The following is a 17,625-nucleotide window of genomic DNA, read 5'->3' as shown; positions in this document are numbered from 1 at the left end:
CTAGGGTGAGGACATGAGTCGGAGCGACGCCACCTCGAGCTACTCCCCGGCCGACCTCGACCTGGACCTGCGGTGGTGGGCCGCCGCCAACTACCTCACCGTCGGCCAGATCTACCTCCGGGAGAACGCGCTGCTGCGCGAGTCCCTCACGCTCGACCACGTCAAACCCCGCCTGCTCGGCCACTGGGGCACCAGCCCCGGCCTGTCGATGATCTACGCCCTGCTCAACCGGGTGATCCGCGAGACCGGCAGCCAGTGGCTGTACGTCACCGGCCCGGGCCACGGTGGGCCCGCCCTCGTCGCGGCCGCGTGGCTCGAGGGCACCTACACCGAGGTCTACCCCCACGTGGGCGACGACGCCGACGGCATCCGCACCCTGTTCCGCCAGTTCTCCTCTCCCCGAGGCGTCCCCAGCCACGTCAGCGTCCAGACGCCCGGCAGCATCCACGAGGGCGGCGAGCTCGGCTATGCCCTCGCGCACGCGGCCGGGGCCGTCTTCGACCACCCCGACCTCCTCGTCGCGTGCGTGGTCGGCGACGGCGAGGCGGAGACCGGTCCGCTGTCGGCGTCGTGGCGCCTGCCCAGCTTCCTCAACCCACGGCGCGACGGTGCCGTGCTCCCGATCATCCACCTCAACGGCTACAAGATCGCCGGCCCCACGGTGCTCGGCCGCACGAGCGACGACGACGTCGAGGCCTACCTGCGCAGCCAGGGCTGGGACCCCGTCACCGTCGCCGGCGACGACCCCCGCGAGGTGTTCCCGGCCCTCCTCAAAGCCCTGCGGGACTCCCACGCCGCCATCCGCGGGCTCCAGGAGACGGCGCGCGCGGGCGACGGTCCCAGCGAGGCGGTCCGGCACGCGTGGCCCGCCGTCGTGCTGCGCACCCCGAAGGGCTGGACCGGCCCCGACGTCGTCGACGGGGTGCAGGTCGAGGGGACCAACCTCAGCCACCAGGTGCCGCTCTCCGGCCTGGCCGACGACCCCGGCCACCTGCGCCTGCTCGAGGAGTGGCTGCGCGGCTACGGCCCGGAGTCGCTCTTCGACGAGGACGGCCGGCTGGCCCCGGAGCTGCGGGCCCTGGCCCCCGAGGGCGACCTGCGGATGTCGGCGACGCCCTACGCGAACGGCGGCCGGCTGCGCGAGGAGCTGCCGATGCCCGACCTCACGGCCCACGAGACCGAGGTCGACGTCACGCAGCGGGGGGTGTCGCTCGTCGAGAACACCATCACCGCGGGCCGCCTCATGCGCGACCTCTACGCCGCGACCACCCGGCCCGACGGCGGGGGCATCTTCCGCCTCTTCAGCCCCGACGAGACCGCGAGCAACCGGCTCCAGCCCGTCTTCGAGGTCACCGACCGCTGCTTCACCGGTCCGCTGCTCGAGACCGACCAGCAGATCGGCCCCGACGGCCGCGTCATGGAGGTGCTCTCCGAGCACCTCTGCGAGGGCTGGCTCGAGGGCTACCTGCTCACCGGCCGCCACGGGCTGTTCGCCACGTACGAGGCCTTCGCCATGGTGTCGGCGTCGATGGCCGTCCAGCACGTCAAGTGGCTCCAGCACGCGCAGACGCTCCCGTGGCGGGCGTCGGTGTCCTCCCTCAACGTCCTGCTCACCTCGACGTGCTGGCGCAACGACCACAACGGCTTCTCCCACCAGGGGCCGGGGCTCATCGACAGCCTCATCCCGCTCGCGCCGGACGTCGTGCGCGTCTGGCTGCCCCCGGACGCGAACACGACCCTGTCGATCACCGACCACTGCCTGCGCAGCACCGACCACGTCAACCTCATCGTCGTCGACAAGCAGAAGCACCTGCAGTACCTCACGCTCGAGGAGGCCCACCGGCACTGCGCCCGTGGCGCCGGCGCCTGGGACTGGGCGAGCACCGCGGACCCGGACGAGACGCCCGACGTCGTCCTCGCGTGCGCCGGGGACGTGCCGACGCAGGAGGCGCTCGCCGCCGCCGAGCTGCTCGCCGAGCACGTGCCCGAGCTGCGGTTCCGCTTCGTCAACGTCGTCGACCTCATGGCCCTGCTCCCGGAGGCCGACCACCCGCACGGGTACACCGACAGCCAGTTCGACGACCTGTTCACCGCCGACCGGCACGTCGTCATGGCCTTCCACGGCTACCCCCGTGCGGTGCACCAGCTGGTCCACGGGCGCTCGAACCCCGGCCGGTTCCACGTGCGGGGCTTCAACGAGCAGGGCACGACCACGACGCCGTTCGACATGGTGGTCCTCAACCGGATGAGCCGCTTCCACCTCGCGAAGGAGGTGCTGCGCCGGTGCTCGACCCGGCCCCGGGGCTGGCGCGAGCTCACGGCGCTCTGCGACCGGCGCCTGGCCGAGCACGAGGCCTTCATCCCCGAGCAGCTCGTCGACCTGCCGGACATCGACGACTGGACCTGGCGCGGGCTGCCCACGTGAAGGGCCTCTACCTCGCGGGCACCGAGGCGCGGTCCGGCAAGTCGGCCGTCGCCGTCGGGCTCGTCCACCAGCTCGCCAGACGTCACCGCAGGGTCGGTGTCTTCCGGCCCGTCGTGCGCGGGGGTGGCGAGCCCGACGAGCTGCTGCAGGTGCTCGTCCAGGAGGCGCCGACCGACCTACCCGCCGAGCGCTGCTGGGGCGTGACCGACGAGGCGCTCCACCTCGACCCGGAGCGTGCACTCGGCACGGTCGTCGACCGGTACCACGAGGTCGCCCGCACCCACGACACCGTCCTCGTCGTCGGGACCGACTTCACCGGGGTGGCCGCACCGACCGAGCTCGCGACGAACGCCACCATCGCGGCCAACCTGGGCACCCCGATGGTGCTCGTCGTCCCCGCCCGGGGTCGTCCCGCCACGGACGTCGCGGCCGCCGCCGCGGTCTCCGTCGCCGCCGCCCGGCACGAGCACGCCCACGTCGCGGGCGTCGTCGCGAACCAGGTGCCGGCAGGGACCGGCCTCGACGTCACGACGGCCCTGCACCAGCGGCTGCCGGCGGTGCCGGGCTGGGCACTGCCCGAGTCGGCCCTCCTGCGGGCACCGACGATGCGCGACCTCGTCATCGCCTGCGACGGCCGCCTCGTGCACGGCGACCCCGAGCTCCTCGACCGAGAGTGCCTCGGCATCGTCGTCGCCGCGATGTCGATGCCCCACGTCATCGAACGGCTCGTCGAGGGCGGCGTCGTCATCGTCCCCGGCGACCGCGACGACGTGCTCCTCGGCGTGCTGCTCGCCCACCTCTCGAGCACGCTGCCGACGCTCTCCGGTGTCGTGCTCAACGGGGGCTTCGCGCTGTCGCCGCAGGTGGACCGCCTCGTCGCGGGCCTGGGCGTCCGGCTCCCGGTCGCCGCGACCGACGGCGGCACCATGGCGACCGCGACGGCCGTCGGCGCGGTCGAGGGCCGGATCACGCCCGGCTCGGAGCGCAAGATCCGCACGGCCGTCGCCCTCGTCGAGGAGGCCGGCGATCTCGGGGCCGTCGTGGGGGAGGGCAGCGTCGCCGAGGAGGGCGCCGTCACGCCGCTGATGTTCGAGCACGACCTCGTCGAGCGTGCCCGCGAGGCCGGAGCGCACGTCGTGCTGCCCGAGGGCGCGGAGGAGCGCATCCTGCTCGCCGCCGACCAGGTCCTCTCGCGCGGGATCGCCCGGCTCACCCTCCTCGGCGACGACACCACGGTCCGTGCTGCCGCGCGGCAGCTCGGGGTCGACCTCGCGGGTGCGGAGGTGGTCGACCCGGCCACGAGCCCGCTGCGGGAACGGTTCGCCGAGGAGTACGCCCGGCTGCGCGCCCACAAGGGCATGACGCCCGAGACGGCGCACGACCGCGTCGTCGACCCGTCGTACTTCGGCACGATGATGGTGCACGCGGGCCTCGCCGACGGGATGGTGTCGGGCTGCATCACGACGACGGCGCACACGATCCGCCCCGCCCTGGAGGTCGTGCGGACCGCCCCCGGTGTCTCCGTCGTCTCGAGCGTGTTCCTCATGTGCCTCGCCGACCGGGTGCTCGTGTACGGCGACTGCGCGGTCAACCCGGACCCGACGGCCGAGCAGCTCGCCGACATCGCCATCTCCTCCGCCCGCACGGCGGAGCAGTTCGGGGTGGCGCCGCGCGTGGCGATGCTGTCGTACTCGACGGGCGCGTCGGGGTCGGGCGCCGACGTCGACAAGGTCCGCCGGGCCACGGCACTCGTGCGCGAACGGGCGCCCCACCTGCTCGTCGACGGGCCCCTGCAGTACGACGCCGCCGTCGACCCCGACGTGGCACGGACCAAGCTGCCCGACAGCCCCGTCGCCGGGCGGGCCACGGTCCTCGTCTTCCCCGACCTCAACACCGGCAACAACACGTACAAGGCGGTGCAGCGCAGCGCGTCCGCCGTCGCGATCGGGCCGGTGCTGCAGGGTCTCAACCAGCCGGTCAACGACCTCTCGCGCGGCGCCCTCGTGCGCGACATCGTCAACACCATCGCCATCACCGCCGTCCAGGCCGGCGCCCGATGACGTCCGCCGACGGCCTCGTCCTCGTCGTCAACGCCGGTTCGTCCTCGCTGAAGTACCGCGTCGTCGACGCCGCGACGGGGGAGTCCGCCGCCGACGGCATCGTCTCCGAGATCGGCGGCGACGCCCACCTGCGCCACGAGGCCGGCGGGAAGCGGATCGACGACGACGTCGAGTGCCCGTCGCACGCCCAGGCGTTCACCCTCGCGCGCCGGGCCCTCGAGGAGGAGGGCCCCCCGCTCGACGGCCTGCGCGCGGTGGGGCACCGGGTCGTCCACGGCGGCCCGCGCTTCACCGAGCCCGTCGAGGTCGACGACGACGTCATCGAGGCCCTGCGCGAGCTGGCGCCCCTCGCGCCGCTCCACAACCCCGCGAACGTCGAGGGCATCCTGCGGGCCCGCGAGGCATTCCCCGACGCCCGCCACGTCGCCGTCTTCGACACCGGGTTCCATCGGACGCTCCCACCGGAGGCGTACACCTACGCCGTGCCGCGCGACTGGCGCGAGGACCACGGGGTGCGGCGCTACGGCTTCCACGGGACCTCGTTCGCCCACGTCGCCCGCCGGACCGCCGAGCTCATGGGCCGCTCGCTCGGCGACCTGGCCCTCGTCGTCCTCCACCTCGGCAACGGCGCCAGCGCGTGCGCGGTGCTCGGCGGCCGCAGCATCGAGACCTCGATGGGCCTCTCGCCCGCCGAGGGGCTGGTCATGGGAACCCGCTCCGGCGACGTCGACCCGGCGCTCGGGCCCTACCTCGCCCGGGTCGCCGACGTCTCCGTCGACGACTACGACGCCGCGCTCAACCGTCGCAGCGGCCTGCTCGCGCTCGCGGGCGCCTCCGACTTCCGCACCCTCGAGTCCGGCCTCGACGCGGGGGAGGACGATGCGCGCCTCGCGTTCGACGTCACCGTGCACCGTCTCGTCAAGTACGTGGGTGCCTATGCGGCGGTGCTGGGGCGCCTCGACGCGCTCGTCCTCACGGGCGGGATCGGACAGCACAGCCCGCGCCTGAGGGCCGCGCTCGTCGGGCGCCTCGGCCTGCTCGGGCTCTCCCTGGACGAGCAGGCCAACGCCGAGGGACCGCCCGAGCGGCGGGTCTCGGCCCCGGGCAGCCGCGCCGAGGTGTGGGTCGTCGCCACGGACGAGGAGCGCGAGATCGCCCGCTGCGCCCTCCAGGTGGTCGGCGACCGCTGACCCGTCGCGGGCCGCAGCGGTCAGGCGGATGCCGGGGCGCTCGACAGCACCGGGAGCTCTGCCCAGTCGTCGACGCCGACCAGCCGCACGACCGGGCGCGCGACCGCCGGCAGGCGAGGGGCCGCGACGTCGTACGGGACGAGCACCGGTGGGCCGAGGACGAGGACCTCGCGCCCGAGCCTCAGCCGGCACCCTCCTGCCGCGACGATGTTCCGGAACCAGTCGACGCGCCGGCCGTACGTGAGCCCGATCGTGACGCGGTCGCCCTCGCGGAACGCGTTGACCGGAGTGCGGTACCGGCGCCCGGAGCGGCGCCCGACGTGCTCGACCTCGGCGAAGGTCCAGCGCCCCACGAGGTGCACGAGCGCCTTGTTCGTGACCCGCGAGTTGAACCGGCCGAGGGCCCGGGGGAGCGTCACGCGACCACCGTACGCCCGGTCCCGGCCGCGCGGACCCGTCCTCCTAGAGTGGCGCGCATGCCGACGACCCTCTTCCGGCGGGGCCACGTGCGGACGCCCGACCACCCCGCCGCCACCGCCCTGGTCGTCGGCGACGACGGCACGGTGGCCTGGCTCGGCGACGAGGGCGGCGCGTCGGCCCACGCGGACGGCGTCGACGCCGTCGTCGACCTCGACGGCGCCCTCGTCCTGCCCGGGTTCGTCGACGCCCACGCCCACGTCTCGCACACCGGCCTCGGGCTGCGGGGCGTCGACCTCGCGGGCACGCGCACCGTCACCGAGGCGCTCGACCTCGTCGCCGACGCCGCCCGCCGCGGTCGCGGCCGCCCGGTGTTCGCCCACGGCTGGCAGGAACAGGACTGGACCGGCGGCCGGCCGATGACGCGCCGCGAGCTCGACCGGGCGAGCGCCGGGGGCGTCGTGTACGCCTCGCGCGTCGACGGGCACTCCGCCGTCGTGTCGAGCGCCCTCGCCGCCGCCTCCGGTGCCGCCGACCTCGACGGGTGGCAGGACGACGGCTTCCTCGTCCGCGACGCGAAGAACGCCGCCCGGGCGGCCTTCGACGCGTCCCGGACGGGGGCGCAGCGCCGCGACGACGTCGAGCTGGCCCTGCGGACCGCGGCAGCGGAGGGGGTCGTCGCCGTCCACGAGTGCGGCGGTCCGCTGCTCACGTCGGCCGACGACTTCGCCGACGTCCTGGCGGCCGGCACGCACCCCCACCTGCCGCTGACCGTCGGCTACTGGGCCGAGGCGGTGACCGACCCCGAGCAGGCCCTCGCCCTCGTCGCGCTCCACGGCGCGCGCGGGCTGGCCGGCGACCTCAACGTCGACGGGTCGATCGGCTCGCACACCGCCCTCCTGCGCGCCGACTACGCCGACGAGCCCGGATGCCGCGGCACGGCCTTCCGCGACGTCGCCGGGGTGCGTGACCACGTCGCCGCGTGCGCGGTGGCCGGGGTGCAGAACGGCTTCCACGTCATCGGGGACGCCGGGATCGACCTCGTGCTCGAGGGCTACGAGGCGGCGGCGGCGCTCGTCGGGGTCGACCCCGTCCGCGCCTCGCGCCCGCGCCTCGAGCACGCGGAGATGCTCGACGCGGCGGCGGTCCGCCGGATGGCGCGGCTCGGCATCACGGCCAGCGTCCAGCCGGCGTTCGACGCCGCGTGGGGCGGGCCGGAGGGGATGTACGCGCAGCGCCTCGGCGCCGACCGGGTGCCCGGCGTCAACCCGTTCGCGGCCCTGGCGGCGGCGGGGGTCGCGATGGCGTTCGGGTCCGACGCGCCGGTCACCCCCTTCGCCCCGTGGGCCGCGGTGCGCGCTGCCGTCAACCACCGCGACCCGACCCAGCGGGTCACGACCGCCACCGCCGTCGACGCGCACACGCGCGGGGGCTGGACGGCCGCGGGGGGCGACGGGGGGGTCCTGCGCGTGGGAGCCCCGGCGACCTTCGCGGCGTGGGCCGTGACGGCGACGGGGAAGGACGGCCTGCCGCTCCTCGGCGGTGGGGCCCCGCTCCCGCTGTGCCGCCTCACGGTGCGGGGCGGCACCGTCCTCCACGACGTGCACTGAGTCCGTCCTGCCACTCCTCGCGGAGCATCGCGTAGGTGTACCCGTCGACCCACCCGAGGTCGGCGTGCCAGGAGTCCTTGACGCCGTGCTGCTCACGGCGCATCCCGACCCTCTCCATGACCCGCCACGAGGCGGTGTTGTCGGCGAAGCACCCGGCCGTGACCCGGTGCAGCCGCAGCTCGTCGAAGGCGACCTCGAGCAGCGTTCGCGCGATCTGCGTCGCGAACCCCCGCCCCCAGCACCCAGGCGCGACGTTCCAGCCGAGCAGCCCCTCGGCCCGCACGTGCCCGGTGCCGACGTCCTGACCCATGCCGTCGGAGACGGAGAGGTAGGCCGCGGCCACGACCTCCCCGTCGTGCACCGCGACGGCCGAGAAGTCGTCAGGGTCCCTCGGACCTCGCAGAGACGTGCGCATCGACGCCTCGTCGGCGCGGGTACGGATCAGCCAGTACCCGACCCGTGGGTCGTTGCGCCAGGCGAGCAGCGGCGCGACGTCGTCCTCGGTGGGAACCCGGAACAGCAGGTCCGCGCTGCGGCGGGGCCAGGGCGATGCCGGGGGAGCAGGAGGAGCAGCGTGGCGGTCGGTCACCCGCGGATGCTGCCACGCGGGCAGCGCACCCACCATCGGGTTTCCGGGACGCGTCTCGGAGGAACGGTGTGCGACGAGCAACCAGAGCGGAGCGGCCCTCACCTGAGAATCTGCGGCCTCGTCCTCAGGCCCACGGAAGTCCTGCGGTGATGTTGCTAGATTGACGCCGTGTCTGCACGCCGCTCCCTCCTCGAGCTCGACCCCGCGACCGTTCGACGGGCGCGCACCCTCGCCCGCCGGGCCGGCCGGCCGGTCGTCGACCTGGCGAAGAGCCACACGACCGTGTCCGTCGAGCGCGCGACCCTCCGCCTCGCGGGGCTGTCCGGCGCCGACCACGACAACGTCCCGTGGGTCAACCACCTCGTCGACGCGGTCCGGGGGAGCGTGGGCCTCGAGCACGGGGTCACGACCCCGGTCTGGGACGCCCTCCGGCGCGGCGAGGCCCCCGACCTGCTGACCCTCGCGCAGAAGGCCTCGAGCGGCTCGGTGACGTTCCGCCTTCCCGAGGGCCGCGACGTCACCGCCTCGCGCAGGGCCGCCCGGACCGCCGTCGCGAAGGGCCTGCGCACCGTCGACCGCCAGCGCGCCGCCCGCGACCGCCTCATCCGCCGCCACGGCAACCCGGAGCGCACCCCGTGGATCTACCTCATCGTCGCCACGGGCGACATCCACGAGGACATCCCCCAGGCGCAGGCCGCCGCTCGCGAGGGCGCCGACGTCATCGCCGTCATCCGCTCGACCGGCCAGAGCCTGCTCGACTTCGTCCCCGAGGGCGCGACCCGCGAGGGCTACGCCGGCACCTACGCGACCCAGGAGAACTTCCGCCTCATGCGGGCGGCCCTCGACGAGACGAGCAAGGAGCTCGGACGCTACGTCCGGCTGACGAACTACGCGTCCGGCCTGTGCATGCCCGAGATCGCCACGCTCGCGGGCCTCGAGCGGCTCGACATGATGCTCAACGACTCGATGTACGGGATCCTCTTCCGCGACATCAACCCGATCCGTACCTTCGTCGACCAGCGCTTCAGCCGCCAGGTCCACGCGCGCGCGGGCATCATCATCAACACCGGCGAGGACAACTACCTCACGACCGCCGACGCCGTCGAGGCAGCGCACACCGTCACGGTCAGCCAGCTCCTCAACGAGTACTTCGCCAAGGAGGCCGGCCTGCAGGACTGGCAGCTGGGCCTCGGGCACGCCTTCGAGATCAACCCCGACGTCCCGGACAGCTTCCGCCTCGAGCTCGCCCACGCCCTCCTCGCGCGCCAGCTCTTCCCGGACGCGCCGCTCAAGTGGATGCCGCCCACGAAGCACATGACCGGCGACGTCTTCCGCGGCTACCTCCTCGACGGGTTCTTCAACCTCGTCGGCGCGATGACGGGCCAGGGCATCCTCCTCGTCGGGATGATGACCGAGGCCGTCGTCACGCCATGGCTCTCCGACCGCGACCTCGCCCTCCAGAACGTCCGGTACGTCATGGATGCCGCGGGCGGGCTCACCGAGGACTTCCACCCCCCGCGCGACGGGCTGATCCAGACCCGCGCGCGCCAGGTGCTGGGGGAGGCCGTCGACCTGCTCGAGGCCATCGTCTCCGACAGCGACACCGCGGGCGACCCGCCCCTGCTCGCTGCCATCGCCGACGGCACGTTCGGCTCGATGAAGCGGCCGGCCACGAAGGGCAAGGGGCTCGACGGCGTCGTCCGCAAGGCGGAGGCTTACGACAACCCGGCGACGACGATGCTCGAGGAAGGAGCGACCCGGTGACCGTGTCCATCCCCGGCCCCCTCGTGCGTCCCTACGGTGACGCCACCGGCGACGGCATGGTCCAGGTGTCGTTCACGCTGCCCCTGCCGCACGACAAGCGGGCCGAGGGCGCCGCCCTCCAGCTCGCCGCCAAGATGGGGATGGAGCCGGCACTCCTCGTCCACGCCAAGGCGATCGGTCCCGACTTCACCTTCTTCGTCGTCTACGGCTCGGTCACCCACCTCGTCGACGTGCGTGAGGTGCAGGTCGTCGAGCGGGAGTTCCCGCTCCTGACCGCCAAGGAGGTCAACGCCGAGATCAAGAAGCGCCTGCGCCGCAAGCTCGTCGTCGTCGGCGCCTGCATCGGCACCGACGCGCACACCGTCGGCATCGACGCCATCCTCAACATCAAGGGGTTCGCGGGCGAGAAGGGCCTGGAGTACTACCGCGAGATGACCGTGGTCAACCTCGGCGCCCAGGTGCTCGTGCCGGACCTCGTCAACACCGCGCGCGAGGTCCGCGCCGACGCCGTCCTCGTCTCGCAGGTCGTCACCCAGCGCGACGCCCACATCCACAACACGACCGAGATGTCGGCCGCCTTCCGTGAGGCGTTCCCGGCAGGCCAGGTGCCGCTGCTCGTCGTCGGCGGCCCCCGCTTCGAGGAGGGCTCGGCCGGCGCGCTCGGCGTCGACCGGATCTTCGGCCGCGGCACCACACCGGGCGAGGTCGCGAGCTACCTCGTCCACGAGCTGGTCACGCCCCGCACCAGCCCCGAGCCGAGAGGACGACAGCGATGACGGCAGAGGTCGGCCGCACCGTCACCCACCGCCGCTACGTGCCGTACAGCCACGCGCACTACGCCGGGAACCTCGTCGACGGCGCCTACAGCCTGGCCGCCTTCGGTGACGTCGCCACCGAGATGTGCATCCTCACCGACGGCGACGAGGGCCTGTTCGCGTCGTACTCCGACGTCCAGTTCAGGGCGCCGGTCCGCGCCGGCGACGTCATCGAGGTCGAGGCGCGGATCGTCCGCGTCGGAACCCGCTCCCGCGAGATGGATTTCGAGGTGCGGGTCGTGGGTCGCGGCGCCCCCGAGCGCGGCGAGTCGGCCGCCGACGTCCTCGACCCACCGCTCGTCGCGACGACGGCCCGGGGGGTCGTCGTGGTGCCGCCGGCGGGGTGACCTACCGTGAGCGCGTGCCTCCCGCGCTCCGGCTCCCGATCCAGCTCGTCGGTGCCGTCGTCGCCGGCCTGCTGCTCTGGCTCGCCTTCCCGGACCACGACCTGTGGTTCCTCGCGCCCGTCGCCGTCGCCGTCCTCGGCGGGCTGACCCTGCGTGCCGGCGCAGGACGCGGTCTCCTCCTCGGCCTCGTCGCCGGTCTGGCGTTCTTCGTCCCGACCCTGTCGTGGTCGGGCATCTACGTCGGCGCGGTCCCGTGGCTCGCCCTCGCCACGCTGGAGGCGCTCTACCTCGGCGTGCAGGGCGCGGTCACCGGCTTCGCGGGGCGCCGTCTCGCCGAGGCCGGGAGGACGCGCGCCGCGTACGCCCTCGTCCCACTCGGCTGGGTCGTGCAGGAGTGGGCGCGCTCCTCGACGCCGTACGGCGGGTTCCCTTGGGCGAGACTGGCGTTCAGCCAGGCTGACAGCCCGCTCGCGGCAGTCGCCCGCTACCTCGGCGCCCCCGGCGTGACCTTCGCCGTGGCCCTGGTCGGGACCCTCCTGCTGCTCGCGGCGGCGTTCCTCGCCCGCGGCCCGCGGACGCGAGCGGTCGTTCCGGCCGTGCTCGCGGTCGCGGTCCTCCTCACCCCCGGGCTCGTCACCCTCCCGACGGACGGGCGCGAGGTCGCCGTCGGGATGGTCCAGGGCAACGTGCCGAGCGCCGGGCTCGACTTCAACGCACAGCGGCGTGCCGTCCTCGACAACCACGTGGCCGGCACCGAGGCGCTCGCGGCCCGCGCCCCCGGCGACCTCAGCCTCGTCGTGTGGCCCGAGAACTCCTCGGACATCGACCCCTTCCGCAACGCCGACGCCGCGGCCCAGGTCCAGCGGGCGCAGGAGTCCGTCGGTGTGCCGCTCGTGGTCGGTGCGGTGCTCGCCGAACCGGTCGGGGCCAGCTCGAACGTCTCGCTCCTCTACGACGGCTCCGGGGCGGAGCCGCAGCGCTACACCAAGCTGCACCCGGTGCCGTTCGCCGAGTACATCCCGCACCGTCAGTTCTTCCGGATGTTCACGCCCGCGGCCGACCTCGCCGGCAACTTCGTCGCCGGTGACTCGGTCGGGGTGTTCCGGGTGCCGTCCGCCACGGGGGAGTACGCCGCCCTGCCGACCATCTGCTTCGAGGTCGCCTACGACCAGCTGATGCGCGACAGCGTGGCCGCCGCCGGGGCGACCCCGAGCCTGCTCCTCGTCCAGACGAACAACGCGACGTTCGGGTACAGCGCGGAGTCCGAGCAGCAGTTCGCCATCTCCCGGATCCGGGCCATCGAGCACGGGCGCTCGGTCGTCCACGTCTCCACGGTCGGGGTCTCCGGGTTCATCGCGCCCGACGGGTCGGTCAGCGGCAGGACCGGCCTGTTCACCGCCGAGCAGGGGCTCGCCCGCCCGGTCGTGCGCACCGGCACCACGCCCTCGGACCACCTCGGTCCCTGGCCGGAGCGGGTGGCCGCCGCCCTCCTCCTCGCCCTGGTGGCCGGGAGCACCCTGGGCCGGCGGGACGTTAGGGTTTCCGGAGCACCTGACCGACCGACCGAGGACCACACCCCTTGACCGAGACCGCCCGACCGCCCCTGCGGCGCGTCGCCGTCCTCATCCCCACGTACAACGAGCGCGACACCCTCCCCGTCGTCGTGCGCCGGGTCCGTGAGGAGGTGCCGTCCGTCGACGTCGTCGTCCTCGACGACAACTCACCCGACGGCACCGGCGCCGTCGCGGACGAGCTCGCCGCCGCCGACCCGCAGGTCCACGTCCTGCACCGGGCCGGCAAGGAGGGCCTGGGCGCCGCGTACCTCGCCGGCTTCCGCTGGGCGCTCGACGCCGGCTACGACGCCGTCGTCGAGATGGACGCCGACGGGTCGCACCGTCCCGAGCACCTGCCCTCCCTCCTCGCCGCGGCCGAGCACGCCGACGCCGTCATCGGCTCGCGGTGGATCAAGGGGGGCTCGGTCGTCAACTGGCCGCTGCACCGCAAGGCGCTCTCCGTCGGCGGGAACCTCTACGTCAAGGTGCTCCTCGGCATGCCGGTCAACGACGCGACCGCGGGCTTCCGGGTCTACCGGGCCGATGCGCTGCGCGAGATGGGCCTGGAGGACGTCGCCTCCCAGGGCTACTGCTTCCAGACCGACCTCACCTGGCGCGCAGTCAAGGCCGGGCTCACCGTCGTCGAGGTCCCCATCACCTTCGTCGAGCGGGAGGTCGGGACCTCGAAGATGAGCCGCGACATCATGACCGAGTCGCTGCGCCGGATCACCGGCTGGGGCGTGCGCCACCGGGCCCGGCAGGTCCGCGAGCTCGTCGACCGGCGCGAGCCGAGGTGGCAGTCGCTGTGAGCCGTCCCGCGGCCACCCCGTACGCGCGGCGCTCCCGCCGCCCGCGGTGGCTGCGCTGGGTCTTCCTCGCGCTCCTCGTCGTCCCCACGGTCGAGATCGCGGCGATCATCGCGGTCGGCCGCGTCATCGGGGGCTGGCAGACCCTCGCCCTCCTGCTCGTCGAGTCGCTCCTCGGCGCCTGGATCGTGCGTCGCGAGGGGGCGCGGGCGTGGCGGGCGCTGGCCGAGGCGCTGCGCAGCGGTCGGATGCCGAGCCGCCAGCTCGCCGACGCGGCCCTCGTCCTCATCGGCGGCACCCTGCTGCTCACGCCCGGGTTCGTCACCGACCTCGTCGGGTTCTTCTTCATCCTCCCGCTCACCCGTCCGGTCGCGCGCGTCTGGCTCGAGGCCGTCGTCGCGCGGCGGCTCCTCGGGCCGTTGGGGGAGTGGCCCGGTGCTGGGGCGGGTACCGCGACGGGCGAGGCGCCACGCCGGCCCAGCCACCCGGACGTGGTGCAGGGCGAGGTCGTCGACGACCCGCCGCCGCCCGACGGGCGCTGACGCGGGACCCGGACACGGCGACGCGCCGGTCACCCCGAGGGGTGCCGGCGCGTCAGCAGCTCGACCGGAGGTCGGGCGGTCAGGCGGTCTTCTTCTTCGTCTTCTCGCCACGCGACTCGCGCAGCAGGGTCAGCCGCTCCTCGAGCAGCTCCTCGAGCTCGGGGATGGAGCGGCGCTCGAGCAGCATGTCCCAGTGGGTGCGGACGTGCTTGACGGGCTTGGCCTCCGGCTCGGGGCCACCGCCCTGGAGCTTCGCCTCGGCGCCGCAGCGGCACTCCCACGTGTGGGGGACGTCGGCCTCGACGGAGAAGGGAAGCTCGATGGTGTGCCCGTTGGGGCACAGGTAGGTGGTGATCCGGCGCTCGCTGGGAACGACGTTGTCGTCGGTCTCCATGCTCAGGGCGCCGAGCCGGCTGCCGCGGAGACTGCGTTCTGCCATGGGGTTCAACTCCCGGGTTCGTGGTGTCCCGGCCGACAGGTCGCCCCGGCCGGGTCTGGGGCGTTCAACGACCGGCGGGGAGGCGTTGTTCCGTCCCGCGGACGGTGTGGAAGGTGTTCGGTGTGAGAGCCCTCACAGATGGGACGCGGTGCCACGGCGTGTCGCCGGGCGTGTCGCGACCTGCGGCGACGGGCTGAGTACGCGGCCTCAATTCCCGCGTTGCGCGTTCCCCGTGGGGGCCCGCGGGTCTACCGTTCGGCGCGTGACGACATCATCGCCCCTGGCCGACGCCGACGCCGTCCTCGGCCCCACCGCCCTCGACGTCGCGGCTCCGACCTCGCGCCGGAGGGTCATCGCGTGGGGGATGTGGGACTGGGGCTCGCAGCCCTACAACACGGTCATCATCACCTTCGTCTTCTCGGTCTACATCACGAGCGACTCCTTCGGCACCGGCAACGGTCCGACCCTCGCACTGACCTGGTCCACGGCCGCCGCGGGCGTCCTCGTCGCCCTCCTCGCACCGGTCATCGGGCAGAACGCCGACCGCTCGGGACGCACGGTCCGCACCCTGCGGCTGCTCACGTGGGCCCTCGCCGGCCTCGCCGCCGCCCTGTTCGTGGTGCGCCCGGAGCCGGGGTACCTGTGGCTGGGCCTGGGCATCCTCGCGGTCGGCTCCATCGTCTCCGAGATCGCGGGCGTCACGTACAACGCCACGATCGACCAGGTGGCCACGAACGCCACGGTCGGCCGCGTCTCCGGGCTGGGCTGGGGGATGGGCTACCTCGGCGGCATCCTCGTCCTCCTCCTGCTCAACTTCGCCTTCATCGCCCCCGAGGTCGGCCTGTTCGGTGTCACGAACGCCGACGGCCTGGACATCCGCGTCTCGATGCTCGTCTGCGGCCTGTGGATCGCGCTGTTCACCATCCCGACGTTCTTCGTGCTCAAGGACCCCGAGCGGGCGCGGGCCCCGCGAGTCGGCATCGTGCAGTCCTACCGGCTGCTCTGGCAGTCGATCAGCGCGCTGTGGAGGGTCTCGCGGCACACGGTGTGGTTCCTCCTCGCGTCGGCCCTGTACCGCGACGGGCTGGCAGGGGTGTTCACCTTCGGGGCGGTCCTCGCCGCTCGCACCTTCGGCCTGTCCGACGGGGAGGTCATCATCTTCGGTGCGGTCGCCAACGTCGTGGCGGGCGTGGCGACGATGCTCTTCGGCCTGCTCGACGACCGCATCGGCCCGAAGCGCGTCATCCTCGTCTCGCTGGGGTCACTGGTCGTGCTCGGCCTGCTGATCTTCGTGCTCAAGGACGGCGGTGCGCCGGTCTTCTGGAGCGTCGGGCTGCTCATGACGATCTTCGTCGGGCCCGCCCAGGCGGCGTCGCGCAGCTTCCTGGCCCGGCTCATCCCGCAGGGCAAGAACGGCGAGATCTTCGGGCTCTACGCCACCACGGGCAGGGCGGTGTCGTTCCTGGCGCCGCTGGCGTTCGGGGGGTTCGTCTCGCTCGGCGCCGCCCTCACCGGTGAGGCGAACACGCAGTACTGGGGCATCCTCGGCATCGTCCTCATCCTCGCCGCGGGTTTCGCGGTGATGATCCCGGTCAAGGAGCACACCGAGCACCGCGTGTCCTGACCGCTGCGCCCCGGGGACGACCGCGGCTCAGCCGGCGAACTCGAAGTGCCAGGGCTCGGGGAGGGAACCGCCGGCCGCGGCCCACGACGGGTGGAACCAGCCGTAGAGCGGCCCGTTCTGCTTCATCCAGCGGTGGGCGGGGGAGTCGAAGCGCTGCACCCCGCCGCAGAGGTCGAGGGCGCGACCCAGGCCGTGCCGGCTCGTGCCCGGGGTGGCGGCGAACGAGCCCCGCTTGGCCTTGACGGTGACCTGCTCGGCGTAGGAGCGGTAGGAGTCGGTGACGCACAGCGGCACCCCGGTCTGCGCCGCGTACGCCTTGCTCAGGGCGTTGAACGCGGCGGCCGCCTGGGGGGCGAGCCGCTCCCCAGGCGCACCCCAGAGGGGACACAGGGCGCTCGCGGGGTACATCCCGTTGGGGTAGACCGCGGTGTCACCGGTGCACGGCTTGCCGATGGCGGTGATGTCGTAGGAGGCGGCCGCGAGCGCGTCGCGCAGGGCCGCGGCGGCGGCGCGAGCCTCCGGCGTGCGGGCGCCCACGAGGATGTTGGCGATCGGCCCGGCCCGCTCGACCTCGGCGACCTGGAGCTTGCGAAGGTCGGCGACCTTGGCACGCTGGGCGAGGACGACCTTGTCGAGGGCGGCCTTCTCGCGCTGGATCGTCGCGCGGGCGTCGCGGGCCCGGGTCTCCGCGGCGTCGGCGGCCGCGCTGAGGCGCACCTGCTCGGCCGTGAGGACCCGCACGTCCTGCAGGGCCCGGGTGCGCTGCTCGGTGAGGTAGGACAGGTCGCCGAGGGGGTCTCCGACGTCCTCGGGCTCGGCGAGCATGGCGTCGAGCATCCCCGCGAGGTCCGACTCGCCGCCCCCACCGGAGTAGACCGAGAAGACCCACTCACGCAGCACGGCCCGGGCGCGGGCGAGGCGGCTCTCGAGGAGGACGAGGTCGGCGCGGGCGCGGCTCGCCTCCTCGGTGGCTGCGGCCTCGGTGTCCTGGGCGGCCTGGAGACGTTCGAGGAGGGCGTTGGACTGGTCCGCGAGCCGGTCCATCTCGCGCGTGGCCGCCGCGACCTGCGAGGTGCTCGCGTTGAGCGCCGCGGTGATGCGCGCCGCCTCGGCGATCTGGGACCGGAGGAAGGTCCCGCTCAGCGGCTCGTCGTGGTCGGGCTCGGCGTGCGAGGACGGGTGGGGGTCCGGGTCGTCGGTGTCCGGGGTGGTCACCGTCGGGCGCGGCGTCGACGTGGTCGTCGGTGCCGGTTCCGACGTCGGGACGGGCACGACGAGGTCGCCCCTCGGCGTGGGGGTGGGGCTCGGCTCCGGCTCCTCCGCGAGGACGGAGGGCGCTGCGAGAACGGCCGCCAAGGACGCGGCGACCACGAGGGTCGCCGCGCGCGGTGGTGTGGCCCTGCGCACGTCGGTCTCTTCCCTATCGACATCGGACGCCCGAGGA

Annotated in this window: 15 protein-coding genes; 11 read left to right on the top strand and 4 right to left on the bottom strand. The window is 73.8% G+C overall.

Annotated elements, in window-relative coordinates; genetic code table 11:
* Window positions 1-13: 13 nt before the first annotated feature.
* Genes ACK8HX_RS12580 through ACK8HX_RS12570 form a run of 3 tightly spaced genes read left to right on the top strand, consistent with a single transcriptional unit; the run spans window position 14 to window position 5,675 of the window.
* Window positions 14-2,425: a phosphoketolase family protein gene (locus ACK8HX_RS12580; RefSeq protein WP_411941052.1), complete on the top strand. Its 2,412-nt coding sequence runs from the start codon at window positions 14-16 to the stop codon at window positions 2,423-2,425.
* Window positions 2,422-4,485 (top strand): phosphate acetyltransferase, encoded by a 2,064-nt coding sequence (gene pta / locus ACK8HX_RS12575; protein WP_411941051.1) that lies wholly within the window; start codon window positions 2,422-2,424, stop codon window positions 4,483-4,485. The genes ACK8HX_RS12580 and pta overlap by 4 nt, the downstream gene beginning before the upstream one ends.
* Window positions 4,482-5,675, top strand: a complete 1,194-nt coding sequence (locus ACK8HX_RS12570; RefSeq protein ID WP_411941050.1) for an acetate/propionate family kinase — start codon at window positions 4,482-4,484, stop codon at window positions 5,673-5,675. Before pta ends, ACK8HX_RS12570 begins: the two co-directional genes overlap by 4 nt.
* Window positions 5,676-5,695: 20 nt before the next feature.
* Here ACK8HX_RS12570 and ACK8HX_RS12565 read toward each other — a convergent pair whose 3' ends face one another.
* The gene (locus ACK8HX_RS12565) at window positions 5,696-6,094 is read right to left on the bottom strand and encodes a nitroreductase family deazaflavin-dependent oxidoreductase (RefSeq protein ID WP_411941049.1); all 399 of its coding nucleotides are present in this window, start codon (window positions 6,092-6,094) and stop codon (window positions 5,696-5,698) included.
* A 57-nt stretch (window positions 6,095-6,151) separates the two neighbouring features.
* On the opposite strand from ACK8HX_RS12565, the gene ACK8HX_RS12560 reads away from it, so the two are divergent.
* Entirely contained in the window at window positions 6,152-7,702 is a 1,551-nt protein-coding gene (locus tag ACK8HX_RS12560; protein WP_411941048.1) for an amidohydrolase, read from the top strand.
* Here the strand turns inward: ACK8HX_RS12560 and ACK8HX_RS12555 are convergent.
* Window positions 7,662-8,291 (bottom strand): GNAT family N-acetyltransferase, encoded by a 630-nt coding sequence (locus ACK8HX_RS12555; protein WP_411941047.1) that lies wholly within the window; start codon window positions 8,289-8,291, stop codon window positions 7,662-7,664. The two genes, ACK8HX_RS12560 and ACK8HX_RS12555, sit on opposite strands and share 41 nt — an antisense overlap.
* 168 nt (window positions 8,292-8,459) lie before the next feature.
* Between ACK8HX_RS12555 and kamD the strand changes: the two genes are divergently transcribed.
* The 6 genes from kamD to ACK8HX_RS12525 are packed head-to-tail and all read left to right on the top strand — an operon-like array spanning window position 8,460 to window position 14,118.
* Window positions 8,460-10,055 carry a lysine 5,6-aminomutase subunit alpha gene (kamD, locus tag ACK8HX_RS12550; RefSeq protein WP_411941046.1) on the top strand — a complete coding sequence of 532 codons (1,596 nt, stop codon included), beginning with the start codon at window positions 8,460-8,462 and terminating at the stop codon, window positions 10,053-10,055.
* Entirely contained in the window at window positions 10,052-10,831 is a 780-nt protein-coding gene (gene kamE, locus ACK8HX_RS12545; RefSeq protein WP_411941045.1) for a lysine 5,6-aminomutase subunit beta, read from the top strand. Before kamD ends, kamE begins: the two co-directional genes overlap by 4 nt.
* Window positions 10,828-11,217 carry a 3-aminobutyryl-CoA ammonia lyase gene (gene kal, locus ACK8HX_RS12540; RefSeq protein ID WP_411941044.1) on the top strand — a complete coding sequence of 130 codons (390 nt, stop codon included), beginning with the start codon at window positions 10,828-10,830 and terminating at the stop codon, window positions 11,215-11,217. The genes kamE and kal overlap by 4 nt, the downstream gene beginning before the upstream one ends.
* A 14-nt stretch (window positions 11,218-11,231) precedes the next feature.
* Entirely contained in the window at window positions 11,232-12,800 is a 1,569-nt protein-coding gene (gene lnt / locus ACK8HX_RS12535; protein ID WP_411941043.1) for an apolipoprotein N-acyltransferase, read from the top strand.
* Complete coding sequence (locus ACK8HX_RS12530; RefSeq protein ID WP_411941042.1) at window positions 12,797-13,579, top strand: polyprenol monophosphomannose synthase; 783 nt, start codon at window positions 12,797-12,799, stop codon at window positions 13,577-13,579. The genes lnt and ACK8HX_RS12530 overlap by 4 nt, the downstream gene beginning before the upstream one ends.
* Entirely contained in the window at window positions 13,576-14,118 is a 543-nt protein-coding gene (locus ACK8HX_RS12525; RefSeq protein ID WP_411941041.1) for an FxsA family protein, read from the top strand. The genes ACK8HX_RS12530 and ACK8HX_RS12525 overlap by 4 nt, the downstream gene beginning before the upstream one ends.
* A 79-nt stretch (window positions 14,119-14,197) precedes the next feature.
* Here the strand turns inward: ACK8HX_RS12525 and ACK8HX_RS12520 are convergent, their stop codons facing one another.
* Entirely contained in the window at window positions 14,198-14,557 is a 360-nt protein-coding gene (locus tag ACK8HX_RS12520) for an RNA polymerase-binding protein RbpA (RefSeq protein WP_411941040.1), read from the bottom strand.
* A gap of 262 nt (window positions 14,558-14,819) precedes the next feature.
* On the opposite strand from ACK8HX_RS12520, the gene ACK8HX_RS12515 reads away from it, so the two are divergent.
* Entirely contained in the window at window positions 14,820-16,181 is a 1,362-nt protein-coding gene (locus ACK8HX_RS12515; protein WP_411941039.1) for an MFS transporter, read from the top strand.
* Window positions 16,182-16,208: 27 nt separating this feature from the next.
* On the opposite strand, the gene ACK8HX_RS12510 is transcribed toward ACK8HX_RS12515, so the two are convergent.
* The gene (locus tag ACK8HX_RS12510; protein ID WP_411941038.1) at window positions 16,209-17,588 is read right to left on the bottom strand and encodes a D-alanyl-D-alanine carboxypeptidase family protein; all 1,380 of its coding nucleotides are present in this window, start codon (window positions 17,586-17,588) and stop codon (window positions 16,209-16,211) included.
* Window positions 17,589-17,625: the final 37 nt, after the last annotated feature.

The sequence above is a fragment of the Oryzobacter faecalis genome, assembly GCF_046764005.1.
Classification (GTDB): domain Bacteria; phylum Actinomycetota; class Actinomycetes; order Actinomycetales; family Dermatophilaceae; genus Oryzobacter; species Oryzobacter faecalis.
This window is presented reverse-complemented; position numbering and strand designations above follow the sequence as displayed.

Bases quoted from the DNA above. Each gene is read 5' to 3' on its own strand.
- ACK8HX_RS12580 (WP_411941052.1), top strand. From the start codon at position 14: ATGAGTCGGAGCGACGCCACCTCGAGCTACTCCCCGGCCGACCTCGAC.
- ACK8HX_RS12570 (WP_411941050.1), top strand. From the start codon at position 4,482: ATGACGTCCGCCGACGGCCTCGTCCTCGTCGTCAACGCCGGTTCGTCC.
- ACK8HX_RS12560 (WP_411941048.1), top strand. From the start codon at position 6,152: ATGCCGACGACCCTCTTCCGGCGGGGCCACGTGCGGACGCCCGACCAC.
- kal (WP_411941044.1), top strand. From the start codon at position 10,828: ATGACGGCAGAGGTCGGCCGCACCGTCACCCACCGCCGCTACGTGCCG.
- ACK8HX_RS12520 (WP_411941040.1), bottom strand. From the start codon at position 14,557: ATGGCAGAACGCAGTCTCCGCGGCAGCCGGCTCGGCGCCCTGAGCATG.